This window comes from Streptomyces sp. NPDC005728 (assembly GCF_040630895.1).
Taxonomy (GTDB): Bacteria; Actinomycetota; Actinomycetes; order Streptomycetales; family Streptomycetaceae; genus Streptomyces.
The window spans coordinates 49631-74083 of sequence record NZ_JBEXYL010000046.1 but is presented as its reverse complement, the minus strand read 5'-3'; the positions used below and the strand labels follow the sequence as shown (position 1 = coordinate 74083).

General features: G+C 72.2%; 21 protein-coding genes. 8 read left to right on the top strand and 13 right to left on the bottom strand.

Translation table 11 applies throughout. The features are described 5' to 3' along the window. Positions 1–423 (bottom strand): winged helix-turn-helix domain-containing protein (locus tag ABZ471_RS27700; RefSeq protein WP_359069975.1); only part of this gene is annotated, 423 nt, incomplete at its 3' end. A gap of 455 nt (positions 424–878) precedes the next feature. Here ABZ471_RS27700 and ABZ471_RS27695 point away from each other — a divergent pair. The 6 genes from ABZ471_RS27695 to fabI all read left to right on the top strand — a co-directional run bounded on the left by ABZ471_RS27695 (position 879) and on the right by fabI (position 6033). Continuing rightward, entirely contained in the window at positions 879–1886 is a 1008-nt protein-coding gene (locus tag ABZ471_RS27695; protein ID WP_359069973.1) for a DUF2156 domain-containing protein, read from the top strand. 28 nt (positions 1887–1914) lie between these two features. Beyond that, on the top strand, positions 1915–2064 hold the full coding sequence (locus ABZ471_RS27690; RefSeq protein ID WP_359069972.1) for a hypothetical protein: 150 nt from the start codon (positions 1915–1917) through the stop codon (positions 2062–2064). A gap of 283 nt (positions 2065–2347) precedes the next feature. Next, positions 2348–3466, top strand: a complete 1119-nt coding sequence (locus ABZ471_RS27685; RefSeq protein ID WP_359069970.1) for an acyl-CoA desaturase — start codon at positions 2348–2350, stop codon at positions 3464–3466. A 38-nt stretch (positions 3467–3504) separates the two neighbouring features. Next, positions 3505–4911: an MFS transporter gene (locus ABZ471_RS27680; protein WP_359069968.1), complete on the top strand. Its 1407-nt coding sequence runs from the start codon at positions 3505–3507 to the stop codon at positions 4909–4911. Between the two features lie 28 nt (positions 4912–4939). Then, the gene (gene fdxA / locus ABZ471_RS27675) at positions 4940–5269 is read left to right on the top strand and encodes a ferredoxin (RefSeq protein WP_359069967.1); all 330 of its coding nucleotides are present in this window, start codon (positions 4940–4942) and stop codon (positions 5267–5269) included. After that, positions 5266–6033: an enoyl-ACP reductase FabI gene (gene fabI, locus ABZ471_RS27670; protein WP_359069965.1), complete on the top strand. Its 768-nt coding sequence runs from the start codon at positions 5266–5268 to the stop codon at positions 6031–6033. Before fdxA ends, fabI begins: the two co-directional genes overlap by 4 nt. Before the next feature lie 64 nt (positions 6034–6097). Here fabI and serS read toward each other — a convergent pair whose 3' ends face one another. The 12 genes from serS to ABZ471_RS27610 form a co-directional block, all read right to left on the bottom strand. After that, entirely contained in the window at positions 6098–7375 is a 1278-nt protein-coding gene (serS, locus tag ABZ471_RS27665) for a serine--tRNA ligase (protein ID WP_359069964.1), read from the bottom strand. Further along, positions 7368–8849: an APC family permease gene (locus tag ABZ471_RS27660; RefSeq protein ID WP_359069963.1), complete on the bottom strand. Its 1482-nt coding sequence runs from the start codon at positions 8847–8849 to the stop codon at positions 7368–7370. The genes serS and ABZ471_RS27660 overlap by 8 nt, the downstream gene beginning before the upstream one ends. Positions 8850–8950: 101 nt before the next feature. Further along, entirely contained in the window at positions 8951–10171 is a 1221-nt protein-coding gene (locus ABZ471_RS27655) for a beta-ketoacyl-[acyl-carrier-protein] synthase family protein (RefSeq protein ID WP_359069961.1), read from the bottom strand. Then, positions 10171–10401 (bottom strand): phosphopantetheine-binding protein, encoded by a 231-nt coding sequence (locus ABZ471_RS27650; RefSeq protein WP_359069960.1) that lies wholly within the window; start codon positions 10399–10401, stop codon positions 10171–10173. Before ABZ471_RS27650 ends, ABZ471_RS27655 begins: the two co-directional genes overlap by 1 nt. A gap of 67 nt (positions 10402–10468) precedes the next feature. Further along, positions 10469–11476, bottom strand: coding sequence for a beta-ketoacyl-ACP synthase III (locus ABZ471_RS27645; protein WP_359069958.1), 1008 nt, complete (start codon positions 11474–11476; stop codon positions 10469–10471). After that, positions 11473–12453: a VlmB-like protein gene (locus ABZ471_RS27640; protein ID WP_359069956.1), complete on the bottom strand. Its 981-nt coding sequence runs from the start codon at positions 12451–12453 to the stop codon at positions 11473–11475. Before ABZ471_RS27640 ends, ABZ471_RS27645 begins: the two co-directional genes overlap by 4 nt. Further along, positions 12450–12995: a flavin reductase family protein gene (locus ABZ471_RS27635; protein WP_359069954.1), complete on the bottom strand. Its 546-nt coding sequence runs from the start codon at positions 12993–12995 to the stop codon at positions 12450–12452. The genes ABZ471_RS27640 and ABZ471_RS27635 overlap by 4 nt, the downstream gene beginning before the upstream one ends. After that, the gene (locus ABZ471_RS27630; RefSeq protein ID WP_359069952.1) at positions 12992–13525 is read right to left on the bottom strand and encodes a hypothetical protein; all 534 of its coding nucleotides are present in this window, start codon (positions 13523–13525) and stop codon (positions 12992–12994) included. Before ABZ471_RS27630 ends, ABZ471_RS27635 begins: the two co-directional genes overlap by 4 nt. 20 nt (positions 13526–13545) lie before the next feature. After that, the gene (locus ABZ471_RS27625; RefSeq protein ID WP_359069950.1) at positions 13546–14028 is read right to left on the bottom strand and encodes an SRPBCC family protein; all 483 of its coding nucleotides are present in this window, start codon (positions 14026–14028) and stop codon (positions 13546–13548) included. A gap of 2 nt (positions 14029–14030) precedes the next feature. Continuing rightward, positions 14031–15329 (bottom strand): aminotransferase class III-fold pyridoxal phosphate-dependent enzyme, encoded by a 1299-nt coding sequence (locus ABZ471_RS27620; RefSeq protein WP_359069949.1) that lies wholly within the window; start codon positions 15327–15329, stop codon positions 14031–14033. Between the two features lie 153 nt (positions 15330–15482). Next, positions 15483–16625, bottom strand: coding sequence for an acyl-CoA dehydrogenase family protein (locus tag ABZ471_RS27615; protein ID WP_359069947.1), 1143 nt, complete (start codon positions 16623–16625; stop codon positions 15483–15485). A 32-nt stretch (positions 16626–16657) separates the two neighbouring features. Beyond that, entirely contained in the window at positions 16658–18289 is a 1632-nt protein-coding gene (locus tag ABZ471_RS27610) for an aldehyde dehydrogenase family protein (RefSeq protein WP_359069945.1), read from the bottom strand. A 161-nt stretch (positions 18290–18450) separates the two neighbouring features. Here ABZ471_RS27610 and ABZ471_RS27605 point away from each other — a divergent pair, with 161 nt between their 5' ends. Together ABZ471_RS27605 and ABZ471_RS27600 are read left to right on the top strand one after the other, a co-directional pair. Continuing rightward, complete coding sequence (locus ABZ471_RS27605) at positions 18451–18750, top strand: acyl carrier protein (RefSeq protein ID WP_145884114.1); 300 nt, start codon at positions 18451–18453, stop codon at positions 18748–18750. 11 nt (positions 18751–18761) lie between these two features. Further along, the gene (locus tag ABZ471_RS27600; protein WP_359069942.1) at positions 18762–24449 is read left to right on the top strand and encodes an SDR family oxidoreductase; all 5688 of its coding nucleotides are present in this window, start codon (positions 18762–18764) and stop codon (positions 24447–24449) included. The last annotated feature ends 4 nt before the right edge of the window (positions 24450–24453 follow it).

Genomic DNA, 24453 nt, shown 5'->3' with positions numbered 1-24453 from the left:
GAAGACGGGACCGCGCCACATCCCGAGCGCGTCGCCGAGCAGCCGCGCGGTGCGCGCCGCGTCCCCGGGGGAGGCCGACTCGGCCAGCCGCACGGCGCGGATGAACTCGGCCGCGTCCAGCTCGCCCTCCCCGACACCGAGCCGGTAGCCGGAGGGGTGGATGGTCACCCGGGAGGCCGGCCGGTCCGGCTCCAGGTCACGGAGTCTGCGGCGTAACCGGCTGACATGGGCCTGCAGCGCGTTGGCCTGGTTGTCGGGGACGGCGTGCCCCCACATCTCCTCGGCGAGGCTCTCCCCGGACACCGGCTGCCCCTCGCTGACCAACAGGCTCTGGACCAGGGTGCGCTGCAGATCGCCGGATATGTCCGCCGGTCCGACGGCGGTGAGTATCTGCAGTGCCCCGAGTACGGAGAACCTCAGCATGTCTTCCCCCCTGGGTTACGTTCCGGGCGATGGTGTTTCCTTCTGGGGTTTAGCTGCGATGAAAGAAAAGGGCACGGAATGCGCCGCGCCCCGGCGGGCGTCTGTTTCCTGGACGGCCCGCCGGGGCGGTTGCTCCGCCGGGACGGGGGGCGGCCGGCGGTTCCTGGGACATCCGGTGCCGAGTCGCCTTCGGCACGGCACCGGGTGGGTGAAGTTCGTTCCGTGCGCCGGTCGGTGAATTCTATTTCACCCGCGTACGGGCCGTTCCGGGCACCTCTCTTCGCTCCCGGCCCCGGTTTCCCGTGCCGTTCACGTGAACCACAATGGCAGCACTCGCTGACGGAATGCTGACACGCGTCTGACGTAGGCAATGAATTCCTTGTGGCCCTTTTCCAGGACATCCTCACGGTGCTGTACTCCCTTCGATGGAAAACGCTCCCGAAAGGGGTAAGGGAATGACCGCGACCACCACCGAATCCAGCACCGACACCCCGGTTCTCGACGCCGTACGCACCCACACGGCAAGCGAGAACCCGAGTTCCTTCCTGACGCTCAACAGCGGAAACAGTGTCTTCACCGTCCCGGACGCGGACGGTGTCGTCGTCTACCGCCGCACCGGCCGCCATGCCGTGCAGCTCGGCGGCCCCTTCGTCGCCGAGCAGGACTACGGCACCCTCCTGGAGGCCTTCCGGCAGTACGTCCGCGACGAGGGCCTGGCCCTCGTCGGCGTCCAGCTCCAGCGCACCGACGCCGAGCGCTACGCCCGGCTCGGCTTCACCGTCAACCAGGTCGGCGCCTCCTGGGCGGTCGGCCTCGCCGAATTCACGCTGCGCGGCACCAGGTTCATGCAGCTGCGCAACAAGATCTCCCGCGCCCACCGCAACGGCCTGCAGATCCAGGAGGTCGCCGCGGCCGACGTGCAGGACGCCATCGCCGCCATCGACCGGGCCTGGCTCGGCTCCAAGGGCGGTGCCCAGCAACTGGAGTTCCTCGTCGGCCAGATCGGCGGCCCGGCCCAGGAGCACCGCCGGCTCTTCACCGGCACCATCGACGGCGCGCCCGTCGCGTACATCTCGTACTCGCCGGTCTACGGCAGCCGCGCCGGCTGGATGCACGACCTCAGCCGCCGTGTCCCCGAGGGCTCCCCGGGCCTGATGGAGGCCATCAACGCGCACGCCATCGAGGTGTTCCGGACCGAGGGCGTCGAGTGGCTGCACTTCGGGTTCACACCGTTCACCGGACTGGACGCGAGCCACGAACTCGACGGCCACAGCGCCGCGTTCCAGTGGCTCATGCACGCCCTGTGGGCCGAGGGCGCGGCCCTGTACCCGGCGCAGACGCAGCTGTCGTACAAGCAGAAGTGGGCCCCCGACGTGCTGATTCCCGAGTACGTCGCCTTCGACGGGCCGCAGGCCTCGCTGCCCGGATTCGCGCACGTCTTCCGTGCCTGCAACGCCTTCTGACCACTCATCAGGACGACAGGAGCCCGACATGAGTCAGTCCACCGAGGAACTCCAGCACGCCATGGTCGAGCAGCTGATGGCCGTCATCGGCGCCCCCGACGACGAGACGGTCGCCGAGGCCGCCGACGCGGTCGTCCGCGCCCTGGACGATCGGCTGAACGCCGGGACGGCCGCCTGAACCCGGTACGGCCGCCTGAACCCGGTACGGCACGTCCGATCAGAGGGACATCAGTGCCACATCAGCGCTCCACGGAACGCTGGACACACGTTCGCCCGGCGGTCCGGGCCCGGGAGCACCGCACTGTGCTCCCGTCGCCCGGGTCCGCCGGGCGGCCGGGCGGACGGACCCCGCCCGCGACGGTCACCGCACGCGGGAGCCTTGTCGACTCGCGGCGCCCGCAGGTCCGCGGGGCAGCGGCGCCGCCGCCCGATCCGGGCACTTCTCCCAAGGAGAGCAACGCATGCAGCGTCCGCACACACAAGAGGCCGGGGCACTGGCCGCAGGCGGCGGCGCCGGCGCCCCCGCCGGGCAGCGCACCGGTGCCTCGGCGACCTTCGCCGAACTGCTCAAACGGGTCAAGGCGGAGGGCCTCCTCGACCTCGACCCCCGGTACTACGTGGGCAGGCTGGCCCTCAACACCACCCTGCTGCTGATCGGGTTCGCCGCCTTCTTCGCGCTGGGCGACTCCTGGTGGCAACTGCTCACGGCCCTGTGGATGGGCCTGTGCGGCGGCCAGTCGGCGTTCATGTGGCACGACGCCGGCCACAAGGCGATGTTCCGCAGCAAGAAGGCCGCCTCCGCGGTCGGCTACCTCCACGCCAACCTGGTCAACGGGGTCAGCTACGGCTGGTGGGTCAACCACCACAACCGGCACCACTCCAACCCCAACCACCTGGACATGGACCCGGACATCGGCCGGCGCACCGCGATCTTCGACCTCAAGCAGTACCCGAGCCGCAAGGGCACCCAGAAGTTCGTCGTGCGCTACCAGAGCGTGCTGTTCTTCGTGCTGCTGGTGCTGGAGGGCTTCAAGATGCTGAGGACGGCGGTCCTGTCGATCGCCCAGGGCAAGACCAGGCGGCCCGCCCTGGAGACGTCCCTCATCCTGCTGCGCGCCGCCGTCTACCTCGGTCTCGTCTTCACCCTCCTGTCCCCGGGCCTCGCGGTCGCCTTCGTCCTGGTCCAGCACGCCGCCCTCGGCGTCTACTTCGGGATGATCTTCGCCCCGAACCACAAGGGCATGGACGTCCGCGACGGCGAGGAGGAAACCCTGGACTGGCTGGAGCGCCAGGTCCTCACCTCCCGCAACATCCGCCCCAACCGGCTGGTCGACTTCCTCTACGGCGGCCTCAACTACCAGGTCGAGCACCACCTGTTCCCGGCCATGCCGCAGAAGAACCTGGGGCGCGCCCGGGAACTGACCATGGAGTACTGCGCCGAGCGCGGGGTGCCGTACCACGAGGTCGGGTTCTGGGCCTCGTACCGCGAGGTCGCCGCCTATCTGCACGAGGTCAGCGCGCCGGTGCGGCGCGGTGACGTGGACGAGCAGCTCCGGCGCCGGGCTGCCGAGGCCGCCTGAGCCGCACCGACGTCCGCCCGCCCCAAGGAGCTCACCCCATGTCCCAGACCACCGCGGCGGCGGGCGGTGTCACCGCTCCCGTCCCGATCGGGGTCCGCCTGGACCGCATCCCGATCACTCCGCTGCACCGCAGGCTCACCGCGGTCATCGGCGTCGGCCTGTTCTTCGACACGTTCGAGAACAACCTGTCGGGCACCATCGGCAAGGTGCTGCAGAGCGACTTCGGCTTCGGCACCACCTCGCTCAAGCTCGTCCTGGCCTCCGTGTTCGTCGGCCAGTTCATCGGTTCCCTGACGCTCGGCCGGATCGCCGACCGGTTCGGCCGGCGCCGGGCCTTCCTGGTCAACCTCGCCATCTACTCGGTCTTCTCCCTGCTCGGCGCCTTCTCCCCGAACGCCACGTGGCTGATCGCCACCCGCTTCCTCGCCGGTGTCGGCATCGGCGCCGAACAAGCCCTGTCCGACTGCTACCTGGCCGATGTGCTGCCCGCGAAGAAGCGCGGCCGGTTCATCGCCTGGGCCTACACCCTCGCCTTCTGCGGCGTGCCCGCGGTGGGCTTCGCCGCCCTGTGGCTGGTGCCGCTGACACCGCTGGGCGTGGCCGGCTGGCGCTGGCTGTTCGTGCTCGGCGCGCTGGGCTCGGCGGTCGTGTGGGTGCTGCGCCGGCAGCTGATCGAGTCCCCGCGCTGGCTGGCCGCGACCGGCCGGACCGCGGAGGCCGAGGAACTGGTGGCCCGGATGGAGGCGGAGGCGGCGGGCCGCGGACCGACTCCGCGGACGCCCGGGCCGGCGCGCCGCGGACTGCGTCCGGAGACACCCGGGCCGGCGCAGCCGGACACCGTCGCCGAACGGTCCGGCCTGCGCGACGTCTTCCGGCCCGGCCTGCTCCGCCGCACCCTCGTGCTCTGGCTGTTCTGCGTGCTGTCGGTCGTCGGCTACTACGGCTTCGGCACCCTCGCCCCGCAGATCGTCGCGGCCAAGGGCTACGGCGTCGTTGCCGGTCTCGGCTTCACCGCACTGTCCTTCCTCGGCTACCCGGTGGGCTCCGCGCTCGCCCTGCCCGTCGTGGACCGCATCGAGCGGCGCACCCTGATCGCGCTGTCGGCGACCGCGATGGTCGTGGCCGGACTCGGCTTCGGCTACGCGGACTCGGCCGCGCTGATCGTCACCAGCGGCTTCGCGTACACCCTCTGCAGCAACGTCTTCTCCAGCGTCTCCCACGTCTACCTGTCCGAGCAGTACCCCACCGAGATCCGGGCCACCGCATCAGGCGCCGCCTACTCGCTGTCCAAGCTCAGCGCCGCCGCACTGCCGTTCGTGCTGCTGCCGGTGCTGGACGCGCACGGCGCCGGCGCCCTGTTCACCGTCATCGCCGCCGCCATGTCCGTCCTCGCGGCCACCGTGCTGACCCTGGGCGAGCGCACCACCGGCCAACCGGTCCAGTGAACCCATCGGCTGCCAGAAGGAGTTGAGCATGGCCTACGTCATAGGACTGCCCTGCGTCGACGTCAAGGACCGCTCCTGCATCGACGAATGCCCCGTGGACTGCATCTACGAGGGCCGCCGCGCCCTGTACATCCATCCTGAGGAGTGCGTGGACTGCGGCGCCTGCGAACCGGTGTGCCCGGTCGACGCGATCTACTTCCAGGACGACCTGCCCGAGGAGTGGGGCGCCGACCACGCGGCCTCCAACGCCGCCTTCTTCGACGTCCTCGGCGCACCCGGCGGGGGCGGCTCACTCGGCCCCCAGGACCATGACTCCCCGCTGGTCAGCGCCCTGCCGAAGGGGGTGGCGGTGGGATGAGCGGCATCCTCGCCGGCAAGCGGATCCTGGTGACCGGAGTCGTCACGGACGCCTCCATCGCCTTCCACGTGGCCCGGATCGCCCAGGAGGAGGGAGCCGAGGTCCTGCTGACCGGGTTCGGGCGGCTGGCCCTCGTCGAGCGCATCGCGGCCCGGCTGCCCGAGCCCGCCCCGGTGATCGAGCTGGACGTCACCGACCAGGGCCTCCTGGGCAGCCTCGCCGAGCGGATCGGCGAGCACGTCGACTCCCTCGACGGCGTCGTCCACTCCATCGCCCACGGCCCCCGGGGCGCCTTCTCCTTCCTCGACGGCACCTGGGGCGACGTCTCGACGGCCGTGCACGTCTCGGCGTACTCCCTGAAGTCCCTCACCACGGCCTGCCTGCCGCTGCTGGAGCGGCGCGGCGGCTCGGTCGTGGGCCTCACCTTCGACGCGACGGTCGCCTGGCCGCACTACGACTGGATGGGCGTGGCCAAGGCCGCCCTGGAGTCCACCAGCCGCTACCTCGCCCGCGACCTCGGCCCCCGCGGCATCCGCAGCAACCTCGTCGCGGCCGGCCCCCTGCGCTCCATGGCCGCCAAGTCCATCCCCGGCTTCGCGCACCTGGCCGACGTGTGGGAGACCGACCGGGCCCCGGCCGGCTGGGACCTCACGGACCCCGACCCGGTCGCCCGCGCGGTCGTGGCCCTGCTGTCGGACTTCTTCCCGCGCACCACGGGCGAGATCGTCCACGTGGACGGCGGGGTGCACATGACGGGCGCGTGAGCGACGCGCCACAAAGGGGCGGGAGTCGAGGTCGTAGCCTCAACTCCCGCCCCTTCGTCGCGCGTTACCCGGTCGTCCCGCCCGGCAGGATCCGACGGAAGCCCGTGTACGGCACCAGCGCCTCGGGCAGCAGCACCGAGCCGTCGTCCTGGACGCCCTGCTCCAGCAGCGCGGCCACCGTGCGGCCGATCGGCAGGGCCGAGCCGTTGAGGGTGGCGGCCGGGGTCTTGCGGCCGTCGGCCCCCTTCACCCGGATGTCGGCGCGGCGCGCCTGGAAGGTGCCGCAGTCGGACACCGAGGAGATCTCCCGGTAGGAGCCGCCGCCCGGCAGCCACACCTCGATGTCGTACGTCATCCGGGCCGAGAAGCCCATGTCGCCCGCGGGCAACAGCACGGTGCGGAAGGACAGTTCGAGTCGGCGCAGACACTCCTCCGCCTGCCCGACCATCAGCTCCAGCTGCTCCTGGGCGTCGGCCGGCGCGCAGATCCGCACCAGCTCCACCTTCTCGAACTGGTGCAGGCGCAGGACGCCCCGGGTGTCCCGGCCGTACGCGCCCGCCTCCGCGCGGAAGCAGGGGGTGCGCGCGGTGAACGCGTACGGCAGCGCCCGCGCGTCCAGGAGCTGTCCGGCCACCAGATTGGTCAGCGGTACCTCGGCGGTCGGGATCAGGAACAGTTCCCGGTCGCCGACCTGGGTGCGGAACAGGTCCTCCTCGAACTTGGGCAGTTGCCCGGTGCCGGTCATGGTGTCGCGGCTGACCAGGAAAGGCACCGACTGCTCGGTGTAGCCGTGCTCGCTGGTGTGCAGATCGAGGAAGAAGTCGCCGAGGGCCCGCTCGAGCCGGGCCCCGGCACCGCGCGCGACGCTGAACCGGGCGCCGGAGAGCCCGGCCGCGGCGGGGGAGTCGAGGATGCCGAGCGCCTCGCCGATCTCGGCGTGGTGCCGGGCGCCGGCCGCCGGACGCGTGGCCGGCCCCCCGCGCCGTACCTCCACCGCCTCCTTCTCCGAGTCGCCGTCCGGTACGGCGTCCAGCGGGAGGTTGGGGATGCCGAGCAGCAGGTCGGTCAGCCGGCCGGCGGCCGTGCGGGCGGCGCCCTCCGCCAGCTGCACCTCGGTGCGCAGCGCCCGGGCGGCCTCCTTCTCCGCCTCGGTGGGCGGACCGGAGCGGCGGGCCTTGGCGGTGCGGTTCAGCTCCGTGCGCAGCCGGGTGACCTCGGCCTGCGTGCCCGAGCGGGCGCGCAGTGCGGTGCCCAGGGCGTTCAGGTCGAGGGCGTGGCGGCGGCGGGCCAGGCGCCGTACGGCGTCCGGACCTGCCTCGACCAGCTCGTTCGGATCATGCATGGCGGTCTCCTGACAGGGCGGGGGAGGTGGGGGACGGCTCCGGTACGGGGGCCGCGGTGTGGCGGGTGCCGAGCAGGCGGTAGCGCAGCGGGTCGGCCGAGCGCAGACGGGCCGCGTGCAGCAGACCGCCGAGGGCGGCCAGCGGCAGCAGCCAGGGCAGGGCGGCGACGACCCTGGACGGGGAGCCGGTGAGCATGTCGAAGTTGCCGACCACCAGCCAGACGGACGCGGCGAGGCCTGCGAATCCGAGCAGCGGGGCCACCGTGTTCCGCCACCAGTGCCCGTGCCCCGTGCCGCGCAGCCGCAGTCCGAGCACCGACAGGGCGGCCAGCGCCTGCAGGGCGACGACGCCCAGGGTGCCGAGGCCGAGCATGCTGGTGGTCAGGTCGGCGTACGGGTCGAGACCGGCGACGGTGAAGCCGGCCACGACCAGCGTGGTCAGCGCGCTCTGCGCGAGGCTCGCCCGGTGCGGGGAGCGGTGCCGGGGGTGCTCGGCGGCCAGCGCGGCCGGCAGCAGACCGTCCTCGGCGAGCACCTGCGCATAGCGGCCCGCGGCGCTGTGCAGGGCCAGCGTCGCCGCGAACAGGCTGGTGCAGAGCAGGATCTGCAGCCCGGTGCTGCCCGCCCCGCCGAGGAAGTCGTCGCCGAGGACGAAGAACAGGTCGCCCATCTGCCGGCCCGCGACCTCGCGCACCCGGTCGCTGCCGACCGCGCCGACCGCCAGCCAGCTGGTGAGCGCGTAGAAACCGGCGATCAGGACGACGGCCGCGTAGGTGGCGCGGGGCACGCTGTGCTGCGGGTCCCTGGCCTCCTTGCCGTACAGGGCGGCCGACTCGAAGCCGATGAAGGAGACGAACGCGAACATCAGCGAGACGCCGACGCCGTGCCCCGCGGCGACGTGCGGGGAGAACGAGGCGGCGGGCAGTGCGTGCAGGCCGTGCCGGGCGAGGATCGCCACGTCCAGCGCGGCCAGGACGCCGATCTCGCCGAGCATCAGCAGGGCCAGCACCCGGGCGCTGAGCGCGATCTCCCGGTAGCCGAGGACCGCCGTCAGCAGCAGGCCGACGGCCGCGCACCACTCCCAGGACACCGTCAGTCCGTGGGCGGCGAAGACCAGGTGGGTGAAGTAGCCGAGCGCGCCCGCGAGGCCGATGGTCGCGCAGTTGTAGGAGAGCAGGGCGACATACCCGGCGGCGACCGCGGGCGGCCGGCCGAGCCCGTCGGCGACGGAGGCGTAGAAGCCGCCGGAGCCTCCGGTACGGCGGGCGCTGACCGCGTACCCGACCGAGAAGCACAGCAGCGTGACTCCGGCGAACAGGAAGGCCGCGGGTACGCCCGCGCCGTCACCGAAGGCGAAGGCGAGGGGGACGGTGCCGACCATGGCGGAGAGCGGGGCCGCGGCGGCGACGATGAGGAAGAGGATGTGCCCGGTGCCGAGCCGACCGGACGCAGGTGGGGAACCGCTGGTGGACATGGAGAACTCCCGTACTGCTCCGAGGGGTGGGGGAGGGGGACGTGCAACAGCCGCCCGCGGCGCACCTGCGGACGGCTGTCTGGCGCCGGCGTCGTACCGCGTCAGGCGGGAGCGATCGCCAGTGCCGTGTTCTGCCCACCGAACCCCAGCGAGTTGCTCAGCGCGAGGTCGATCGGCATCTCGGTGACGGTCTGGGCCAACTTGACCTCGATCCGGGGATCGGGCATGACCAGGTTGGCGACGGGCGGGATCAACTCGTGCTCCACGCTGAGCACGGCGAACGCGGCCTCGACCGCGCCGGCGGCGCCCAGCAGATGACCGGTGACTCCCTTCGTGGAGGTGACCAACGGATCCCCGCGCAGGGTCCGCCGGATCATCCGGGCCTCCGACAGGTCGTTCAACGGCGTCGAAGTCCCATGGGCGTTGACGTGCTGGACGTCGTCCGGATCGGCACCCGCATCGGCCAGCGCCGCGCGTACCGCAGCCTCGATACCCGCACCGTCGGGATGCGGCGACGTCATGTGATGCGCGTCAGCGGTCGCGCCGTACCCGATGATCCGGCCGTGGATGTGCGCACCGCGGGCGCGGGCGTCCGCGACACGCTCCATCACGAGGATCCCGGCGCCCTCGCCGGCGACGAAGCCGTCCCGGTCCACGTCGAACGGGCGGGAGGCGGCCGCCGGGTCGTCGTGCCGCCTGGACAGGGCGCCCATCTGTGCGAACCCGGCCATGACCAGCGGGGTGATCATGGCTTCGCTGCCGCCCGCCAGCACGATGTCGCACCGGCCGAGCGCCAGCAGGTCCCGGGCCGTCCCGATGGCGGTCGCACCCGAGGCGCAGGCGGTCGCCACCACCAGGTTGGGTCCGGTCGCCCCGAACTCGATGGCCGTCTGACCGGCCAGCATGTTCGGCAGCTGCATGGGCAGCAGCAGCGGCGACACCCGGTCGGCACCGTACTCGAGCAGCACATGGTGCTGTTCCTCGACGGTGCCGGGGCCGCCGTCGGCGCAGCCCAGCACCACACCCACGCGGGCGCCGTCCCAGGTCTGCGGGTCGAGGCCCGCGTCGGCCACCGCCTCGTGGGCGGCGACCAGCGCGAACTGCACGAACCGGTCCAGGCGGTGCGCCCGCCGGGCACTCAGCAGGGTCTCGGCGTCGAAGCCGGGCACGCGGCAGGAGATCTGTACGGGGTTGTCCGCCAACACCGGATCGAGGGCGGCGGCCGGCCTGCCGTCGCAGACCGCCGCCCAGCTCGGCCCGACCCCGATCCCACCCGGGGTGACCAGGCCGAGCCCGGTGACGGCGATGTCCGTCCCGGCCATCAGACCGTCGCGCTCCGCTCCTCCATCAGCCGGACCATGTCGGCCACGGTCCCGGCCTCCAGGAGGTCGTCGTCGCTGATGTCCAGGTCCAGCTCGGACTTCAGCAGCAGCGACAGCTCCACCACGGCCAGCGAGTCCAGCTCGATGTCCTCCCGGGTGGCCTCCGGAGTGATCGACTCGGGCGACACCTTGAGTTTGTTGGACAGGATTTCCTTGAGCTGCTCGAGCATGTCGGTTCCTTTCGAAGGTGTACGCGCCCCGCGTACCGCTGAATCGATATGAGTTGCTGACGATCGGTCAGATGATTTGCAGCTCGGGCCAGATGACCGTGGTGGCACCCCAGGACAGTCCCCCGCCGAACGCGGTGAGCAGCACCCGGTGGCCCGTGGCGAGCCGGCCCTCGGCGGTGGCCTCGGCGAGCAGCAGCGGAATCGAGGCGGCGCCGGTGTTGCCGACCCGCGCGATGTTGCTCAGCTGCCGCCCGGCGGGGATGCCGAGCCGGTCCGAGACGGCCTGAAGGATCCGGGCGTTGGCCTGGTGGGCCACGAACCGGTCGATGTCGCCGAGCTGCCATCCGGCCCGCTCGGCGGCCTCGGTGGACACGGTGGTCATGTGTTCCACCGCGTGCCGGTACGTGTCCCGGCCGAGCATCCGGAAGTAGTGGTCCTCCGGGGCGACCGGCCGGTCGGTGGACCGCTGCCGGGAGCCGCCCGCCGGAACCTCGATCAGATGGCTCAGCTCGCCGTCACTGCCGAGCACCAGGGGACCGATCGCCCCGGGCTCGTCGGCCGTGCCGGCGCGCAGCACCACCGCGCCCGCGCCGTCCGCGAAGATCACCGCGGTGGAGCGGTCCTCGGGGTCGATGATCGTGGTGAAGGCGTCCGCGGCGATCAGCAGCACCCGGTCCGCGATCCCGGCCGCGATGAGTCCCGCGGCCGAGGCCAGGCCGTACAGGAACCCGGAGCAGACGGCAGCCACGTCGAAGGCGGGCACCTGCCCGAGCCCCAGCCGCGCGGCCACCTGCGGTGCGGTCGCCGGGCAGGGCTGGTCCGGGGTGGTGGTGGCCAGCACCACCGCCCCGACCTGCTCGTCGCCCGCCGACTTCAGCGCCCGCAGGCCCGCCTCCACCGCCAGGTCGCCGGTGGAGGTGCCCGGGGAGACGACGTACCGCTCGGCGATCCCGGTGCGCGACCGGATCCAGGCGTCGGAGGTGTCGAGGCGGGCGGCCAGGTCGTCGTTGGTCACCACGTTGGGCGGGACGTACGACCCGATGCCGGTGACGACCGCGGCCCGCCCGGTGCTCATGCGCCGGCCTCCGAGGCGAGGACCCCGACCGGCAGGCCCATGTAGTCCATGCGGACCTCGGCCATCTCGTCGGTCCACTGCTCGGCCATGTCGTAGCGCTGCTCGGCGGTGGTGTCGAGGAGCCGGACGCCCGGCCAGATCTCGTAGTCGCCGATCTTCTCGGCGTGCTGGAGCATGCCCTCCTGGAACAGCTCCTCGCGGTGGATGACGAACTCCCGGTCCGGGATCTCGTCCCACAGCTTCACGCCCGAGCGCAGGATCTCCAGCAGCCGCGGCTTGTACTCCGGGTGCGCGGCGACGTGGTCGCGCAGGATGGTGCTGGCCACGGTGAGGTGGCGGATCTCGTCGATGGCGGTGCCGCGCGAGATCTCGCCGGTCGCCGGGGAGAGCGGGGTCCACTTGCGCTCGCTCAGCTCGGCCGCCGGGGCGAGCACGCCCTCGATGATGATGGCGAACACGGCGACCCCGCCGGGGAAGTCGGCCTGGTCCCGGACGATGTCCAGGGTGAAGTCCACCACCGGGTCCAGGACCCGCTTGCGGTAGTCCCGGGCCATCTCCTCGACGTCCGTCAGCAGCGTGCTCGCCGGGACGCCCAGCTCCACCAGGTGCCGGCGGAAGACCCGGGCGTGCCGGGCCTCGTCGATCAGCTGGGTGGCGTAGAACTCCATCTGCGGGATGCCGGGCGCGATCGACACGTAGTGGCCGAGCAGCCGGGTCGCCAGTTCCTCGGCCAGCGCCCGGAAACCGAACTCCAGGACCAGTGCCTCGCGCAGCGGGCCGGGTGCCTTCAGGAAGTCGGGCGTGAGCGCGTTCTCGTGGTGGCCGGTCACGCCGCGGTCGCGCAGCGTGCCCTGGGCCACCGAGGTGATCCAGTAGGCGAGGTCGCACTCCTCGGGGCCGAGGGTGAGTTCCTTCGCGCCGTCCAGCAGACCGGGTGCCTTCTCCCAGTCCGCTTCGGGTGCTACGGGTGCGGTCATGATGCGGCGGCCTCCTTCGCCGGGCGCAGGGAGCCGGCGTACAGCCCGCCGGCGTAACTGAACAGCGGGAGCCCGTCGTTCGCCGTGGCGCGTACGACATGGCCGAGCAGCAGTTCGCTGTCGCCCGCCGCGTGTGCGGAGTGGAACCGGCAGACGTAGTGGGCGAGCGCGCCCGCGATCAGCGGGGCGTGCGCGTACCGGTCCGCCGTCCAGGCCAGGCCCGTGAAGGCCTCGTCGCCGTCGGGCCGGCCGCTGTCGGCGAACCGCCGGGCCACCTCGGCCTGGCCGCCGCCGAGCACGTTGATCGCGAACCGGCCCTCGGCCACGGCCAGCCGGGCGAACGACGACCCGGCCCGCAGCACCACCCCGACCAGCAGAGGTGAGCGCGAGACGAGGGTCACCGTGCTCGCGGTGGTGCCGTGCATCCGGTCCTCGGGGCCGGTGGTCAGCACCGACACCGGGGAGGCCAGGTGGTACAGGGCTCGGCGGCGTTCGGCCGGGTCCTGCCGGACCGGTCGCCGTACGTCGGTCGCGGTGGTCATCGCACGGCCTCCGTCTCCCGTACCACCGGCCGCGCCGGGACGTGCCCGACCGGCACCGGGTCCATGGCGTGCCCGACCGGCTTCGGGTGGGGCAGGCCCAGATCGTCCAGCAGCCGCAGATAGCCCTCCTGGCGTACCGGCTCGAAGGGCAGCGCGAAGGACTTCATGAAGTTGCCGAACAGGCCCCGGTCGCCGAACAGATGGAACGGCAGCACCAGCAGCGCCCACTCGGGCTCGACCAGCCAGCACCACAGCGCGGCCACCGCGCCCTGCGTGATCAGGCTGTGCATGACGTTGTAGAGGACGTAGTACGCCTTGTGGATCGGCCGGCCGCCGCTCTTCCTGAACGCGACGGCGCCGGGGATGTAGCCGATCAGGTCGATGTAGAGGAACAGTCCGAGCGCCGGCAGCCAGCGGATGTCGCCGAAGTGGTAGACGATCAGGCCGGTGGTGACGGCGAGGCCCACCAGGTACTCGGCGCGGTGCAGCGAGTACGTGCGCGGTGTCTCGAAGGGGTTCGCCTGGTCCATGGTCAGCTCCTCGCGGGGGCCTAGGCGCCGACCGCGGCGGGCGTGGTGAGTTCGATGCCGCCCGTGATGCGCGCGGCCGGGTAGAGCCCGGTCAGCGCCCAGGCGACGGTCTCCTTGATGACCCGTTCGGCGATCGGGTCGAGGATGCCCTCCAGGCTCGGGATGCCGAAGTCGAAGTCGGCGTCGAAGCGGACGGCGACGTCCGCGCCGTCCTGCCGGAACGACCAGATCCCCGTGAAGGAGTCGAAGTCGCCGTCGGACTGCTCGAAGCGGATCTCGCCGCTCTCCGGCAGCACGGTGTCGTCCTCGGTCCAGCGCAGCAGACCGCTGCGGAAGTGCAGCTCCCAGCTGGAGGAGGCCTTCGGGTCGGGGTAGGAGGTGTGCACGGTGGTCGCGTTGACGTGGGGCGCCAGGTCCGGGTACCTCTCCCAGCGCCGTACGGCGTGCAGGACCGTTTCGGCCTGCTCCGCGGGTATCAGGGCATCGAGTTCGACGTGCCGCACGATCAGTTACCGCCTTCCGGCATCTTGGCCGCGCCCCTGACGAGGTCGCGGGTGGCCAGGTCGAAGGAGTTGACGAGGAAGTCCACGTCGGTGTCGTCCAGCACGGCGGGCGGGGTGAACCGCACCACCGAGCTGCCGTTCATGGAGTGGTTGGCGACCACGCCGTGGTTGAACAGCTCGATCAGCAGCTCACCGGCGAGGCCGGCCTCCACGAGCTCCACGCCGATGAGCAGGCCCCGGCCGCGCACGTCCACGACCAGCTCGGGGATGTTGCGGTGGGCGACCTCCGCGATCCGCGGCAGCAGCCGGGCGCCCAGGTCCATGGCCCGGGTGATCAGGCGCTCCTCCTTGACGGCCCGGATCGCGCCCTGCACCGCGGCCATCAGTACCGGCTGCCCGGAGAAGGTGGCGGTGTGGACGTAGGGGTCCTTGTCGAAGGGGCGGAACGCCTTGCGGGTGGCGACGGCAGCCGACACCGGCATCACCCCGCCGCCGAGCGCCTTGCCGGTGAGCAGGACGTCCGGGACGACGCCCTCGATGTCGGCGCCCCACCACTCGCCGAGCCGTCCGAAGCCGGTCTGCACCTCGTCGAGGATCAGGAAGCCCTCGTACGCGCGGACCAGCTCCTCGACCCGCTTGAGGTAGCCCTTCGGCGGGATGATCACCCCGCCCTCGCCCTGCACCGGCTCCAGGATCACGCACACCTCGCCCGGGTGCGCCCGCAGTTCCGCCTCCAGGGCGTCGGCGTCGCCGAACGGCAGGTGCTGGAAGTCGGGCACGAGCGGGCGGAACGGAGCCTGGTAGACGTCCTTCGCGGTCGCAGACAGGGCGCCCAGCGTCTTGCCGTGGTAGCCGCCGCGCATGGAGATCGTGCGCTTGAAGCCGCCCGCGCGGGCCAGCTTCAGGCCGGTCTCCACCGCCTCCGCGCCGGACAGCGCGAAGTGCACCCGGTCGAGCCCGGGCGGCAGCACCGAGACCAGGGCCTCGGCGGCGCGGGCCACCGTCGGCTCCAGCAGGATCCGGGTCGCGGTGGGGTGGGTGCGCAGCTGGCGCTCCACCTCCTCCAGGACGATCGGGTGGCGGGCGCCCATGATGAACACGCCGTAGCCGCCGGCGTTCAGGAAGCGCTCACCGTCGCTGGTGGTGAGCCAGGCGCCCTCCGACGCCACCTCCATATGACTGCCGAACAACTCGGCGAGCGTGGCCCGGCCCTTGCTCAGATGGGCGCGGTACAGGTTGAGGATCTCGGCGTCGACGGCCGACGCCGCCGGCGGTCCGGGCGATTCCTGGATGACGGTCACGTGTCGCTCACTCCAAAGGGGGGTGGGTCATGAGGTCGGTGGGGTGCAGCGCCCCCAAGGGGCGCAGGGCCCTGTCGATATGCGGCTCCGCCGCGTGGGCGCGACCAGCCGCATATGGCCCGCAGCCGCCCACTCGGCTCTGCCGACCGAGCTCTACGCCAAGACCAGCGGTCCTCCGCCGAAATACGCGAGCAGCGGCTCCGCGGCGGCGATACGGGACGGCGGATGGAAGGCCAGGGCACGAGTAGCGGCAGCGGCCTGCGCGCTCGCCGGATTGCTGATGAAGTCCAGCCCCCCGAGCAGCTCCAGCGCCCGGGCCACCATGTCCGGCAGAGCGCTCTGCACCGCGTACCGCGCGACCAGCACCCGGGCCACCGACTCCTCATCGACCGGCTCCGGACCCGTGCCGCGGGCCACGCCCTCCAGCAGTGCGAGGGCGGCCTCCATGTCGACGGCGAGCGCGGTCCGCTCCTCGACGCTGCCCTGCTGCCGCTCCAGCACCTGCTCCACCAGGGCGGCGGCGGAGCCCGCGTACCCGGCGGAGATCAGCATCTCGAACCAGACGAAGCCGGCCGACTGCAGGTCGTCGAGGCGGGTGGGGTCGTCGGCGCCGGCCCGCACGACCATCTCGGCCGGGACGAACACGTCCTCCAGGCGCACCTCGTCGCTCTCCGCGCCGGCCAGCAGGTCGTTGCCCCAGAACGGGTGCACGGTCATGCCGGGCGCGTCGGCGGGCACCAGAGCGAGTGCCAGCTCGGGCTCGCCGCCCTCCTCGCCGTGGATGGCGATGGACGCGGTGAGCAGGCTCATCGAACGGGACAGGCTGCACGGCTTCTTCGAGCCCGACAGCAGGAACCCGCCCTCGACCGGACGCGCGGTCACGGCCGGCTTCAGGATGTTCTGCGCGGTACGGCCCTCGGCCCAGCCGGAAGCCATCACCTGCTGCTCCGGCACGATCCGGTGCAGCAGCTCGGTCTGCGCGTCGGTGAGCCGGCCCGCCTTGACCGCCAGCGAGTACAGCATGGCCGCGGTGAAGTGGTGCATGGACACGGCCGCGACCAGCGACGGCGACAGGGCGCCGAGAGCCAGCTGCACGCGCAGCGCCTCCAGCGGGGCGGCACCGTGGCCGCCGTAGGACTCGGGGATGAGCAGGCCGACCCCGCTGTGGATCCGGAACAGGTCGATCACCGGACTGCCGGGCCGCTCCCGCTCGGCGTACGGAATCTGCTCCAGCTCCTTGAGCAGTCCGGGGTGGAACCGTTCGCAGACGGTCCGGGCAGCATCGAGGGAACGCACGGGAAACCTCCGGAAGACTTCGGGACGGTCGGTCAGGCGCCGAAGACCGCGTCGTACGGGCTCACGTCGCGGGCGATGCTGACTCCCTGGATGTGGGAGGTCTTGAGCATCGGGTAGTTGGCCTCGCCGAAGGCGCCGCCGGTGCGACCGGTGCCGCCGTGGCTCGGCAGATACGGCAGGAAGCCGATGTGGGAGTCGTTGACCTTCAGCAGACCGCCGTTCACCACGCGGCGCACGAAGGTCTCGATGACGTGGTCGGAGCGCGACCACAGGGAGTTGCGCAGCCCGTAGTCGTTGCTGTTGACAAACTGCAGGAAGGACTCGAGGAGGGCGTCGTCGTGGTCGCGTTCGGCGACCACGATCGGGATCAGCGGGAAGAACGTCTCCTCCCGGACCACGTCGTACGTCCGGGCCCGGTCCAGGCCGTCCACCCGCACCACCGTCGGCTGCAGGAAGACACCCGTCTCGGACACCGTGCCGTCGACCTCGGTGCGGTTGCCGCCGGTGACCAGCTCGGCGCCGTTGTCCAGCGCCTGCCGCAGCAGCCGGAAGAACCGCTCGCTGCGCCTGACCGGCGACAGGAGCACGTCCTCCTCCTCGGGCAGGCCCGGCTTGATGCCCTTGACCTGCTCCTTCACCTCGGCGATCAGCGCCTCGGCGATGTCGGGGTGGACCAGCACGTAGTTGGGCACCATGCAGATCTGCCCGGAGCCGTAGAACGCCTCCGTGAGGGCCTCGGCCGCCCACTTCACGTCGGCGTCCTTCCACACCACGATGCCGTCGTTGCCGGCCAGTTCGAGGATCGGCTTCTTGCCGTGCGCCACGCATTGCTGCTCGAAGCGCAGGCCCTCCTGGCTGCCGCCGATGTAGAAGATGTCGTCGATCAGCGGGTCCGCGATCCAGCGGTCCATGGTCTGCTTCGGGTTGGAGCACACCGCGTTGAGCACACCGGCCGGCGCGTCGACCTCCTCCAGCAGCGGCGCGACGATGTCGCGCAGCAGCCACATGGTGGACAGGGCGATGCTGCGGGGCGAGCGCACCACCACGGCGTTGCCCGCCATCAGCGCGAGCACGCACAGGGCGGCGCTGGGCAGCGGGGCGTTCTGCGGCGGGTTGAAGGCGACCACACCGTCCGGCTGGCGGTGCAGGATCAGCTTGCGGCCGTTGTACTCCTTCTCGACCCGCATCTGCTTCAGGTACCAGCGCAGGGAGCCCGGGGCGTAGATCTGCAGCAGGCAGCTCAGCTCCCAGCGGGCCAGCTTCACGGGGTGGGATTCGGCGACCAGCATGCGCAGGAACTCGTCCTGGTGCTTGATCAGTTCCTCGCGGAACCGGGTGCCCAGTCGCATCCGCCTCTCCAGCGGAACGGCCGCCCAGTCGGGGGCGGCCGCGGCGGCCGCCTGGGTCGCCAGGTCGATGGCGGCGTCGTCCGCGATCGCGCAACGCCCGACGACGTAGGGGTGCTGGGCCGCCTCGGATTCCGGGTCCTGTTCGAGGGAGCGCTTCAGGCTCACGCTGGTGAACACGTCTTTCAGCAGGGAACGCCCGCTGACGGTGTAGACCCATCCGTCCCCGGCGACGTCCTTGCCCGCGATGTAGAGGTCGTAGCTCTTGAATCCGGAAGGTGCCTCAGCACTCTCCTCCTGCGCGGCTTCGCGAAGCATCTTCAGCCTTTCGGATATGGCGTGTGGATTTCTTGAAGCAATGCGAGCCTGACAGCGGAATCTGACCCCGCGCTGACACGTGACTGACCGCGCTGATCCGGCCAACGGGGCTGTACTCCGGCCGTCAGCGGGGTGTCAGCCCGCGCTGCTTGCATGACCGCATGCCACCTGTCGACAGCACGATCCAGCGATTGCGCGATCTGCCGCGCAGTGAACTCGCCGAAGAAATCGAGTCAATCGTCCTGGTGAAATTCAAGGCCGTGCTCCTCATGGACGATTCCGAGGATCTTCCCCTCGACGTCAGCTATTTCGATCTCGGCCTCACCTCGCTGCGGCTGACCGAGATACGGCAGAGCCTGGAGCAGCTCCTGGACCTGTCGATCAACGTCAACGTGCTCTTCAACGAGCCGACGATCGCCCACCTCGTGGACCACCTGACCCAGGCCATCCAGGAAGCTTGAGGAGTCGTTCCATGCCGCGTACGGAATCAGCGCAGGCGCCCGAGCCGGTCGCGATCGTCGGAATCGGTCTGCGGTTCCCCGGCGGCAGCGGCTCGCCCGACGAGTTCGACGCCTTCCTGAAGGAGGGCCGCAGCGGAATCGGGCCGATCCCCCGGGACCGCTGGGACGTCGACGCGTTCACGCCCGAGGGCCCTGACGACAAGGGCAAGATCATCGCCTCGGGCGGCGGGTTCCTGGACCGCATCGACCTGTTCGACGCCGGCTTCTTCAACATCTCCCCGAAGGAAGCCCGGTACATGGACCCCCAGCAGCGGCTGCTGCTGGAGACCGCCTGGCAGGCCCTGGAACACGCGGGCATCGACCCGGCGCCGCTGCGCCGCGGCAACGGCGGCGTCTACATCGGCGCCAGCTCCATCGACTACGCACTGGAGCTGGACTCGCTGCCGTACGAGGAGCTGGACGGCCATCTGGCGTCCGGCATCACCATGTTCCCGCTGTCGGGCCGCCTCTCGTACTTCCTCGGCTGGCGCGGCCCGAGCATGAGCGTCGACACCGCCTGCTCGTCCTCGCTGGTCGCCCTGCACCTCGCGGTGCAGGCGCTGCGCGGCGGCGAGACCGACATCGCGCTGTGCGGCGGCGTCAACGCCCTGCACCACCCGCGCATCCCTGTGATGTTCTCCAACGCGCAGATGCTCGCCCCGGACGGGCAGTGCAAGACCTTCGACGAGGCCGCCGACGGCTACGCGCGCGCCGAGGGCTGCGGGATCGTCGTCCTCAAGCGGCTCTCCGACGCCGAACGCGACGGCGACCGCATCCTCGCCCTGGTCCGCGGCACCGCCGTCGGACAGGACGGCGACAGCGCCGGCCTGACCGTGCCCAACGGCCCCGCCCAGGAGAAGGTCATCCGCAGCGCCCTGGCCGCGGCCCGTCTCGCGCCCGAGGACATCCAGTACGTCGAGGCGCACGGCACCGGCACTCCGCTCGGCGACCCCATCGAGTTCGGCGCCATCGGTGACGTGTTCGTCGACTCCCACACCAAGGACCGGCCGGTGCTGGTCGGTTCCGTGAAGACCAACCTCGGTCACATGGAGCCCGCCTCCGGCATCGTCGGCGTCATCAAGACCGTGCTGCAGCTGCGATCCGGCACGATCTACCCGCACATCAACCTCGACACCCCGTCCGGGCGCATCCCCTGGGACCTCTACCCGGTGCGCGTGCCCACCGCGTGCGAGCCCTGGAAGGCCGACGTACGGCGCGCGGTCGTCAACAGCTTCGGGTTCGCCGGGACCATCGGCGCGGTGGTGCTGGAGCAGGCGCCCGAGCCGGCCGAGAAGCTCTCCGAGGGCGGGGCCGCACCGGTGTTCACCCTGTCGGCGAAGAACGCCACCGCCCTGCGCGAACTGGCCGTCCAATACCGGAAGTTGGTGGAAGAGCAGCCCTTGTCGGCGCTCTGCCACAGCACCAACACCACCCGCACCCACCACCCCTACCGCATCGCCGCGCCGGTCACCGACCGCGCAGTGCTGGCCAAGCTCCTGGACCGGGCCGCCGAGCAGGAACACGAGGGGCCCTCCGGAATCCGCAAGACGGCCTTCATGTTCACCGGCCAGGGCTCCCAGTACGCCGGCATGGGCGCCGCCCTCTACGAAGCCCTGCCCGTCTTCCGGGCCCAAGTGGACGCGTGCGACCTGCTGTTCGCCCAGCACCTGGACCGCTCGGTGCGCGACCTGCTGCTCGGCACCGCCGCCGACCCCGAGGCGATCGACCGCACCGAGTACACCCAGCCCGCCCTGTTCACCCTGGAGTATGCCCTCGCCCAGCAGTGGATGGCCTGGGGTGTGCGCCCCAACGTGCTCATCGGGCACAGCATCGGCGAGGTCGTGGCCGCCGCTGTGGCCGGCCTGTTCGGCCTGGCCGACGCGGTCAAGCTGGTCGCCGCCCGCGCCCGGCTGATGCAGGCCGTGCGCACCGAGGGAGGCATGGCCGCCGTCGCCGCGCCCGTCGAGGAGGTCGCCCCGCTGCTGGAGGGCCGCGCCGACCTGGCCCTGGCCGGGATCAACGCCCCCGACCAGACCGTGATCTCCGGCGCCACCGCCGCCCTCGACGAGGTCGTCGGCATCCTCGCCGACCGGGGCGTCCGCGTCGACCGCCTCAAGGTCTCGCACGCCTTCCACTCCCCGCTGATGGCCGAGGTCTACGACGACTTCCGCGCCGCCCTCGACGGCATCACCTTCCACGAGCCGAGGATCAGCCTCATCTCCAACGTCACCGGACGCCTCGCCCGGTTCCGCGAGATCGGCGACCCCGACTACTGGGTGCGGCACATCGGCGAACCCGTCCGCTTCCTCGACGGCATCCGCGCCGTCGCCAAGCGCGGCCGGCACGCCCTGATCGAGGTCGGCCCGCAGGCCGGGCTCACCGCGCTCGCCCGGCGCAGTGTCACCGTCGAGGACCACCTCTGGCTGGCCGGCCTGCGCCGCCGCGACACCACGACCGCGACGACCCTGACCGCGCTCGCCGACTACTACGCCGCCGGGCTCGGCGTCTCCTGGGCCGACTACCACGCCGACCACCCCTCGCCGGCCCGGGTGGACCTGCCGACGTACGCCTTCCAGCGCAAGCGCTACTGGCTGCCCTCCGTCACGCCCCGCCGCTCCACCGCGAACGGCACCGCACGCCACCTGCTGCTCGGCACCGAGGAGCGGTTCGCCAGCGGCGTGCGCGAGTTCACCGCGGAGTTCACCACCGAGGAACTCGGCGCACTCGCCGACCTCGCCGACGGCGGCCGTACGGTCCTGCCGGCCGGCGCCTACGTCGACCTGCTGCTCGCCGTGCAGGACGCGGTCCAGGGCCACGCCCGCTCGGCCGTCCGGGACCTGTTGCTGCTCGCCCCGCTGGAGCTGCCCGCCGACACCGTGACCGCGCTGACCACCCGCTGGCGGCCGCGCCCGGGCGGCGGCGCCGAGGTCGAGGTGTTCACGGTCGTCGGCGGCGAGGAGAACCTGCACGCCACCGCCGTCGTCGCCGCCGAACGCGAACCCCTCGTCCCCGTCTCCGAACTGGCCGAGCTGGACGCCACCCTGGCCCCGCCCGGACAGCAGATCGACGACGAGGACATCTACACCGACCTCGCCTCCGTAGGCCGCCCGCAGGGACCCCGCATGCGCCTGCTGCTGCGCGCCGCCCGCCACGGCGACGGGCTGGTCACCGGCGAGCTGACCGGCCGCGACGCCACCGCCGTCGAGCACGTCCCGGCGGAGCTGCTGGAGGCCGCCGTCCAGGCCCTGGTCGTCCTCGACCCCGAGGGGCCGGTGTTCGTGCCCCGCGAGATCGCCTCCGTACGGCACTTCCGCAAGCCGCGCGGCGAGCTGCTGCGGGTCCTCGCCCGGGTCCGCGGCGAGCAGGACCGGCGCCTGGCCGACGTGCTGCTGCTGGAGAACGGCGACCCGGTCGCCGAGCTGCTGGGCGTCCGCATGGCCCGGCCCGAGGGCCGCGGCGGCCGCCGCCAGTTCCTGCACCGCCCCGACTGGGTGCGCCGGGCGCTGCCCGCCAAGGAGCACGCGCCGGCCCGGCACGTCGTCCTGCTCGACCCGTCCGCGGTCCGCGCCGCCGAACTCGCCGCCGAGCCCGGCCTGAAAGTCACCTGGCTGCCCGAACTCACCGACCTCAAGGCCGCCCTGGAGGACCCCACCGTCACCGACGTCTGCCGCGTCTGGCGGCAGCACCCGGCGCCGATGTCCGCCGGCCGGCTGCGCGCCGAGTGCGAGGACAACTACCGCGAACTGCTCACCCTGACCGGCGCGTTGGACGCCTCCGGCGCGCCCCGGCCGCCCCGGCTGTGGCTCGTCACCGAGGGCGCCCAGTGGCTGCCCGGCGACCCGGCCGGCGACGGCGGGCACCTCGGCGCCGCCACCCTGTGGGGCTTCGGCCGGGTGCTGCTGGCCGAGTACCCGCAGTACCGGACGACCCTGGTGGACCTCGCCCCGGGCAGCGGCCTCGCCCCGCTCGCCGACGAGTGGCGCAGCGAGCCGCCCGGCGAGTACCAGGTCGCCCACCGCCCCGGCCGCCGCTATGTGCGCCGGCTCCTCGCCGGCGACGAGAGCCTCACCTGGAGGGGAGGCTTCGAACTGCGGGCCCCCGACTCCGGCGACCTGTCCGACCTCGCGCTCGCCGCGGTCACCGAGCGGGCGCCCGGGGCCGAGGAGGTCCAGGTCCGCGTGCACACCGTAGGCCTGACCGCCGAGGACGCCCGCACCGCCCTCGACACCGGCCGAGCCGAGCGCTCGGAGGCGGACGCGGCCGAGGAGGAACCGCCGCCGCTGCTCGGCCGGCTGGCCCGCGGCGCGGTCCTCGCCGCGGCCGCCGGCACCGGTTTCGCACCCGGCGACGAGGTCCTCGTCCGCCACGACGGCACGTTCCGCTCCACGCTCACCGTCCCCGCGGTGGCCGTCGTCCACGCCACCGGCTCCGACGACACCGCGCCCCGCTTCCGGCTGGACGAGACCGGCGAGGCCCTGCGCACCGCCCTGTCCGACCCCGCCGGACGTGCCTGGGTGACGCTCCCCGAGGACCCGGCCGGGGAACGGGCCGACCGCGTCGAGGAGGGCCCGGCCGGGCTGCGCGCCGACCGCACCTACCTGGTCACCGGCGGTCTCGGCGGCCTGGGCCTGGTCACCGCCCGCAAGCTGGTCGCCCTCGGCGCCCGGCACCTGACCCTGGTCAGCCGCAGCGGCCGGGCAGCCGAGGAGGCCTCACCGGTCCTCGCGGACCTCGCCGCCGACGCCGAACTCGACGTCGTACGCGCCGACATCTCCCGCGCGGAAGACGTCCAGCGCCTGGTACGGCACCTGGCGGCCGGGCCGTACCCGCTCGGCGGCATCGTGCACGCGGCCGGCTCCTACGACAAGAAGCTGGTCTCCGAACTGACCTGGGAGTCGATCGACGCCCAGCTGGCGGCGAAGGCCTACGGCGGCTGGCTGCTGCACGAGGCCGCCGAGGAGTCCTTCCCCGAGCTGGAGTTCTTCGTCACCTACTCCTCCATCGCCTCCGTCCTCGGCGGCGCCACGCAGGGCCACTACGCCGCCGCCGGCGCCGGGCTCGACGCGCTCGCCGAGTGGCGCAGCCGGCGCGGGGTACCGGGGCTCTCGGTCAACTGGGGCGCCTGGGCCCGGGTCGGCATGTCGGCCCGGCTGGAGGAGCACCTCAGCCAGGAGATCGAACGCAGCGGCGTCCGCTTCTTCTCCCCGACCCGGGCCCTGGACACCCTGGCCCGGCTGTGGGGGCGGCCGCGCACCCAGCGGATCGTCGGCGAGTTCGACTGGGACCGCTATGTGGCGGGCAGCGTCACCGGCGACCTGTTCTACGACCGGCTCGCCCGGCAGGCCCCCGACGACGACGGCACCGGGCTCGACCTCACGGCGCTGACCGCGCTGCCCGAGGCCGAACGCCTGGCCGCCGTCACCGGCGTGGTCCGCGAGAAGGTCGCCGCCGTCCTGCATCTGGAGGAGGGGGACGAGCTGGACCTGTCCACCGAGTTCATGTCGCTGGGCCTGGACTCCCTGATGGCCCAGCAGGTCAAGGCCGCACTGGAGCAGACCTTCCGGCTGCCCCTGCCGGCCTCCCTCACCCACGACCACCCCACGGTCCGCGCGCTGGCCCAGTTCGTCGACGGTCAGCTCGGCCCGGTACCGGCAGCGTGACAGA

Coding starts and splice junctions, on each gene's coding strand:
- ABZ471_RS27635 (WP_359069954.1), bottom strand. CDS start 12,995: ATGACCACCGCGACCGACGTACGGCGACCGGTCCGGCAGGACCCGGCC.
- ABZ471_RS27645 (WP_359069958.1), bottom strand. CDS start 11,476: ATGAGCACCGGGCGGGCCGCGGTCGTCACCGGCATCGGGTCGTACGTC.
- ABZ471_RS27605 (WP_145884114.1), top strand. CDS start 18,451: ATGCCACCTGTCGACAGCACGATCCAGCGATTGCGCGATCTGCCGCGC.
- serS (WP_359069964.1), bottom strand. CDS start 7,375: ATGCATGATCCGAACGAGCTGGTCGAGGCAGGTCCGGACGCCGTACGG.
- ABZ471_RS27640 (WP_359069956.1), bottom strand. CDS start 12,453: ATGACCGCACCCGTAGCACCCGAAGCGGACTGGGAGAAGGCACCCGGT.
- ABZ471_RS27660 (WP_359069963.1), bottom strand. CDS start 8,849: ATGTCCACCAGCGGTTCCCCACCTGCGTCCGGTCGGCTCGGCACCGGG.
- ABZ471_RS27685 (WP_359069970.1), top strand. CDS start 2,348: ATGCAGCGTCCGCACACACAAGAGGCCGGGGCACTGGCCGCAGGCGGC.
- fdxA (WP_359069967.1), top strand. CDS start 4,940: ATGGCCTACGTCATAGGACTGCCCTGCGTCGACGTCAAGGACCGCTCC.
- ABZ471_RS27650 (WP_359069960.1), bottom strand. CDS start 10,401: ATGCTCGAGCAGCTCAAGGAAATCCTGTCCAACAAACTCAAGGTGTCG.
- ABZ471_RS27655 (WP_359069961.1), bottom strand. CDS start 10,171: ATGGCCGGGACGGACATCGCCGTCACCGGGCTCGGCCTGGTCACCCCG.
- ABZ471_RS27630 (WP_359069952.1), bottom strand. CDS start 13,525: ATGGACCAGGCGAACCCCTTCGAGACACCGCGCACGTACTCGCTGCAC.
- fabI (WP_359069965.1), top strand. CDS start 5,266: ATGAGCGGCATCCTCGCCGGCAAGCGGATCCTGGTGACCGGAGTCGTC.
- ABZ471_RS27610 (WP_359069945.1), bottom strand. CDS start 18,289: ATGCTTCGCGAAGCCGCGCAGGAGGAGAGTGCTGAGGCACCTTCCGGA.
- ABZ471_RS27690 (WP_359069972.1), top strand. CDS start 1,915: ATGAGTCAGTCCACCGAGGAACTCCAGCACGCCATGGTCGAGCAGCTG.
- ABZ471_RS27695 (WP_359069973.1), top strand. CDS start 879: ATGACCGCGACCACCACCGAATCCAGCACCGACACCCCGGTTCTCGAC.
- ABZ471_RS27680 (WP_359069968.1), top strand. CDS start 3,505: ATGTCCCAGACCACCGCGGCGGCGGGCGGTGTCACCGCTCCCGTCCCG.
- ABZ471_RS27600 (WP_359069942.1), top strand. CDS start 18,762: ATGCCGCGTACGGAATCAGCGCAGGCGCCCGAGCCGGTCGCGATCGTC.